This window comes from Arthrobacter sp. Soil736, from assembly GCF_001428005.1.
GTDB lineage: Bacteria > Actinomycetota > Actinomycetes > Actinomycetales > Micrococcaceae > Arthrobacter.
In genome coordinates this window covers 62,615-68,711 of sequence record NZ_LMSB01000016.1, presented here as the reverse complement: position 1 = coordinate 68,711, position 6,097 = coordinate 62,615, and the positions used below count along the sequence as shown (strand labels likewise).

Sequence of the window (6,097 nt, the reverse complement as noted above, 5' to 3'; positions counted from 1 at the left end):
CCCCTGGTCTGGACCGCGACCGCAGACTCAATCCTCAAAAAAGTAGCCCGCGGCCGCGTCGCCCTCGAATCCATCAAACAAAACTGAGACACACCACTAGATAGCAGCTCGCGCCGTTCTGAGCCCTGAAAACAGCGTGTGCTGCTACTTGGATGGGGACCAGCCGCTCGCCCGGAGTGCTGCACGAACCTTACGGACCGCTGCCCTGGCGTCGTTTTCCATGTGCCGCTTGGATATCCGCACCAGCGTCCAGCCGGCCAGGGCGAAGTCCTCTTCCCGGGCGATGTCCCTGACGATCTGGGCTGGGTCGGAATGCCCTTCGCCTTCGTACTCGACAGCTACGCGGTATTCAAAGTAGGCCAGGTCCGGTTGACGCACGACGCCGGCACTCAGCACCGTGGCCACGTTCAATTGCGCTTCCGGCAGGCCCGCGCGTTTCAGCACCAGGCGAAGGCGTGTTTCGGGAGCGGAGTCCGCTCCCATCCGCGCCTGCTCCAGGGCTAGCCGGGCTTTGCGGATTCCCGGCGTTCCTTTGTGGCGGTCCAGCATGTCCGCCAGTTCCTCGAGGGTTGCATGAGCCATGGTCCGCCCTTCGAATTCCGAGCGGGGAGGCCGAAGCAGGTGGTCCGCAACCACAGTGAGCTCGTCCACGCTCATCCGGCGTGCTACATCCAGCCACGTGCGCGCCCTGCTTGTCACGAGCAACCCATCGAGCTCCACTATTTCATCGTCAAAGAACTGGCCCCGGTGGCCGACGACGCCCCGCCGCCTTGAGATGGCCACCGTGTCCGGCCGGGAAATGTGGATGCCCGGGGCGTCTGCGCCCGGAAGGAAACCCGGGTACTCCCACAGCCGGAAGGCCGTGGCGTGGGACGCCGCCGAAAGACCTGTGACGCGCGTGACGGGCCTTGCCAGCTGCGCAAGCTGCAGGAGGTCACTAGGGGGAGGGCCGGCGTCGGCTGTCCTGCCCCCTGCCGGCACACGGATGCCGCGACTGGGCGTGACGAGCGAGCGGTTCTGCAGCCGGCCACGGGCCACCCCGGCGCCTAACGCTTCACTCACGGTGAAAGGGATGGCTGCCAAGTGGTCCGGCAAGGGCCGCGGATGCTTCATGGCCCCATGGTTGCAAAAACGAACCGACCGCGTGGAAGTTATCCACAGATCCTCAGGCCCAACCCCAAGTGGGTAGCAGCTCGCGCCGTTCTGAGCCCTGAAAACGGCGTGTGCTCCTACTCAGTTGGGCGGGCTGAGCGGCGGGGAGGGCCGGCGGAGGCGCGGGTCTTAGTCCGAGGTGCCCGGTGCGGCGCGCCTGCCGGTGACCTTGGGGACGATGCCGGTGGTCCAGTCCGCGAACTCGTCGTCCACATCGTCTGCCGGCGCGAGACCGGGACGTTCCTTCAGCTGCCGGAGCAGTGATTTCTTCTCCTTGCGCCCCTCCACCAGCCGGTACAGCACGGGGACCAGCACCAGGGTCAGCGCAGTGGAGGACACCAGGCCGCCGATCACCACGATGGCCAGCGGCTGCGAAATGAACCCGCCGCCGCCCGTCATGCCGAGTGCCATGGGCGTCAGGGCAAACACGGTCGCCAGCGCCGTCATCAGGATGGGGCGCAGTCGCTGCCGGGCGCCGTGGGTGATCGCATCGGCCACATTCATGCCGGGCCTGCCGCCGCGCGGCCTGCGGTACTGGTTGATCAGGTCGATGAGCACAATCGCGTTGGTCACCACAATCCCCACCAGCATCAGCATGCCGATCAGGGACGGCAGCCCCAGCGGCACCCCGGTGATCAGCAGCAGGGCCACGGCGCCCGTGGCCGCGAACGGAACGGAGACGAGGAGGATCAGCGGCTGGATGAGCGACTTGAAGGCGGCCACCATGATCACATACACGATGGCGATGGCGGCCAGCAGCGCGAGTCCGAGCTGCCGGAAGGACTCGGCCTGCTGGGTGGTGGCCCCGCCGATCTGTGCGGTGACGCCGGCCGGAAGCTCCACGGATTTGAGGCGGTTCTGCACCTCGGCGCTCACGGCGCCCAGGTTGGCGCCCGACGGCGTGATGGAAACTTGCGCCGTCCGCTGGCCGTTGCTTGAGGTGATGGAGACGGGGACGTCCACCTGGTCGACGGCGGCGATCTTGCCCAGCGGCACGGCACCGGACGCCGTCGGAAGCGGGATGTTGCGGACAGCCGCGATGCTCGTGAAACGGGTCCCCTCACCGATCCGGACGGGGAAGTCGTCCGTGGCGATGCGCACGGTGCCCGCGGGAATGGGGCTGACGGTTGAGGCCAGCACGCCTGCCACCTGCTCTTCCGTCAGGCCGGCCGCCACCGCCTTGGCCCGGTCCACCTTGACCTGCACCACGGGCTGGCTTGCCGCCAGGTTGGTGGTCACCTCGGTGCTTCCGGGGACGCCCGTCATGGCCCGGACCATGGCGTCACTGGCCTTGCCGAGATCGGCCGTGGTGGCGGCCTTGAGTGTGATGTCCACCGTGGAGGAGGTGCCGAGGCCGCCCTGCTGGGACCCGACGGAAATCTTGCCGGCGCCGCTGACCTTGGCCAGTTCGGTGCGGACAGTCTCCTGCAGCTGCGCCTGGTTGGCCTTCTCCTCGGTGACCACAGTGAAAGAGGAGTTGGAGGACCCGGAGGAAGTCAGGGCAGTAAGGCCGGCCTGCGCATTCCCCGACGTCATCTGGACGTCCCGGATGCCCTCGATGCCGAGCAGCACGTTCTCGAGCTTTTCCGCGGCCGCGCTGGTGTCCTCGAGGCTCGTGCCGGGTGGCAGTTCCTGCTTGACGGTCATGCTGTTTTCGCCGGACCGGCCCAGCAGGTCGGTGGCAAGCAGGGGCGTCATGGCAGCGGTTCCGCCCAGCACCAGGAGAGCCGCAATCAACGTCACCACGGGGTGCTTCTGGGTCTTGGTGAGGACGGGCAGGTACCCGCGCTGGAGCAGGCTGCTCTGCTCCGCCTCATGGGCCCGGGCTTCTATGGCGCGCGGTGATTCGGGGGCAGTCCCGGCGGCACGCGCATCCGTGGGTGACTTGAGGAACCAGTACGCCAGGACGGGAACGATGGTCAGGGCTACCAGGAGCGATGACAGCAGCGCCATAGTGACGGTCAGGGCGAAGGGGCGGAACAATTCTCCGGTGAGGTCGCCCACGAAGGCAATGGGCAGGAAGACGGCCACGGTGGTGAGCGTCGAGGCGGTGATTGCGCCGGCCACCTCGCGGATGGACGTCAGGATGGCGGTCAGCTTGGGCTCGCCGTAGCTGAGGTGCCGCTTGATATTTTCGATCACCACGATCGAGTCATCCACCACCCTGCCGATCGCGATGGTCAGCGCGCCCAGCGTCAGGATATTCAGTGAGTACCCGGTGCCGGCGAGGCCGATGAAGGTGATCAGGAGCGACAACGGGATGGAGACGGCGGTGACGAGGGTGGAGCGGACCGACATCAGGAAGACGAGGATGACGGCCACGGCGAAGCCCAGCCCCAGCAGGCCCTCCGTGGTGAGGTCCTTGATGGATTTCTCGATGAACGGCGCCTGGTCAAAGACCGGCGTGAACTTTGCATTCGAGCCGAGCTCGGCCTCAAGCTGCGCCAGCGAGTCCTTGACGGCGTGGGAGATGGCCACGGTATCGCCCTCGGGCTTCTTCGTGACGGACACAGCCAGGGTTTCCTTGCCGTTGGTCCGCGTGATGGACGTCCGGGCATCGTCCTTGATGCTGACGTCGGCCACCGAGCCGATCGTTGCACCGCCCTTCGCTTCGCTGAGGGGCAGGGCCTTCACTGCGGCGGTCGAGTCCACCGGGCTGCCGATCTGCAGCGACAGGCTCTGGCCCTTGTCCTCAATCGTGCCGGCGGGGACAAGGTCGCCATTGTTGGTCAGGGCGTTCCGGATCGACTGGATCGTCGCCCCGCTGGCGGCCATCTTGGCCGGGCTCGGCAGGATGAGGATGTGCTGGCTGGCGCCGCCGGTGACGTCGGCGCCGCGGACGCCGTCGAGCTTTTGCAGCCGCGGGACCGTCAGCCGCTGAAGGTCGGTGTTCAGCTCGCTGAGCGGCTTGTCAGAGGAGACGGCGAGGAAAACGATCGGAAAGTCGTTGATGCTGCCCGCGATGGCCTGCGGCTGGACGTCCTCCGGAAGGGTCCGTTTGGCGTTGGAAATCGCGCGGTCGATCTGGTTCCGGGCACGGTCCAGGTTGGACCCGTACGTGAACACCATGCTGATCTGGGAGACGCCGTTGCGTGAGGTGGACGACGTCGATTCCAGGCCCTCGACGCCGTTCAAGGCCGTTTCGAGCGGGCGGCTCACCTGCTTGTCCACCACTTCGGGGGATGCCCCGGGCATGGACGTGATGACGGTGATCCGCGGGAACTCGACGGACGGAATGAGCTCCTGCTTGAGCGAGGACATGGTGATCACGCCGAACACCGAGGCAAAGATGGTGATCAGCGCGATCAGCGCACGGTTCCCGAGGGAAAGACTGGCCAGCCGGAACATCGCTTGGTCTCCTGGTGGGTCGACGGACTATTGCCTGTGGTGGAGCCTGCCGCAACCCGGACAGGGTGTTAGCGATTGACGGCCGGCGAAGCTTCCAGCTGGAGGGCCTTGGCCGTGGCCTTTTCAAGCTCCGACGCCAGCTCAGGGTTGTCGTTGAGCTTGATGCCGTAGCCGGGCATCATTTCCTTGAGCTTGGACTGCCAGCCCTTGAAGTTCTTGGGGAAGGACTTCTGCAGCACCTCAATCATGATCGGCACGGCGGTGGAAGCGCCCGGCGACGCGCCGAGCAGGGCGCCAATGGAGCCGTCGCGGGCGGCGATCACCTCGGTGCCGAACTGCAGTACACCGCCCTTCTTCGGATCCTTCTTGATGATCTGCACACGCTGGCCGGCGGTGATAAGTTCCCAGTCGCCGTCCTCGGCCTCGGGGTAGTACTCGCGCAGCGCCTCAACCTTTTCCCCGTGGCGCTTGGCCACTTCCTTCACCAGGTACGCCGTGAGGTCCATGTTGTCCTTTGCCACGGCCAGCATGGGAATGATGTTGCCGGGACGGATGGACAGCGGGAGGTCGAGGTAGCTGCTGGTCTTCAGGAAGTTCGTGGAGAAGCCGGCGTACGGGCCGAACAGGAGCGAGCGCTTGCCGCCGACGTAGCGGGTGTCCAGGTGGGGAACGGACATGGGCGGCGCGCCGACCGACGCCTGGCCGTAGACCTTGGCGTTGTGCTGGGACGCGAGTGCAGGGTCCGTGCAGCGGAAGAACTGGCCTGAGACGGGGAACCCGCCGTAGCCCTTGCCCTCCGGGATGCCGGAAGCCTGCAGCAGGCGGAGTGCGCCGCCGCCCGCCCCCACGAACACAAACTTGGCGCGGATGCTGCCGCGTTCCCCGGAAGCCGGGTGCTTGAGCGAAAGGTCCCAGCCGCCGTCGGACGCCCGCTTGACGTCGGTGACGTCATGGCCGTAGTTGACCTCGACGCCGTTGTTGCCAAGGTACGTGGTCAGCTCGCGGGTCAGTGCCCCGAAGTCGACGTCGGTGCCCTCCGCGGCGCGCGTCGCGGCGATGCGCTCCTTGGGGTCGCGGCCCTTGACGATGAGCGGAGCCCACTTGCCGATCTGGGCGTAATCGTCGGAGTACTCCATGCTGTGGAACAGCGGGTGCTGCTTGAGCGCGTCATAGCGCGTCTTGAGGAAGTTGGAGTTGTCCTGCCCAATGACGAAACTCATGTGCGGGACGGTGTTGATGAAGCCCTTGGGCGATCCGATCAGGGAGTTGGTCACGAGGTGGGACCAGAACTGGCGCGACAGCTGGAACTGCTCGTTGATGTGCAGCGCCTTGGAGGGGTCCACCGAGCCGTCTTTGGCTGCGGGGGAGTAATTAAGCTCACACAGTGCGGCATGTCCGGTGCCGGCATTGTTCCAGGGTCCCGAGCTCTCGAGGCCGGCTTCGTCGAGGCGCTCAAAGAGGGAAACGGTCCAGTTGGGTTCGAGCTGCTTGATGAACGCACCCAGCGTGGCGCTCATGATGCCGCCGCCAATCAGGACGACGTCGGCATGTTGGGTCTTGGATATGAAGGTCACAATCAGTCTCCGATAGCAGCGGC

The 6,097-nt window shown here is 66.0% G+C and carries 3 protein-coding genes; all 3 read right to left on the bottom strand.

Going from position 1 to position 6,097, the window contains the following annotated elements; translation table 11 throughout:
- Window positions 1-144: 144 nt before the first annotated feature.
- The 3 genes from ASG92_RS11610 to ASG92_RS11600 all read right to left on the bottom strand — a co-directional run bounded on the left by ASG92_RS11610 (window position 145) and on the right by ASG92_RS11600 (window position 6,074).
- Window positions 145-1,062, bottom strand: coding sequence for an endonuclease domain-containing protein (locus ASG92_RS11610; protein WP_240987102.1), 918 nt, complete (start codon window positions 1,060-1,062; stop codon window positions 145-147).
- A gap of 219 nt (window positions 1,063-1,281) precedes the next feature.
- Window positions 1,282-4,500: an efflux RND transporter permease subunit gene (locus tag ASG92_RS11605; RefSeq protein WP_056628184.1), complete on the bottom strand. Its 3,219-nt coding sequence runs from the start codon at window positions 4,498-4,500 to the stop codon at window positions 1,282-1,284.
- Window positions 4,501-4,568: 68 nt separating this feature from the next.
- On the bottom strand, window positions 4,569-6,074 hold the full coding sequence (locus tag ASG92_RS11600) for a malate:quinone oxidoreductase (RefSeq protein WP_056628182.1): 1,506 nt from the start codon (window positions 6,072-6,074) through the stop codon (window positions 4,569-4,571).
- Between the last annotated feature and the right edge of the window lie 23 nt (window positions 6,075-6,097).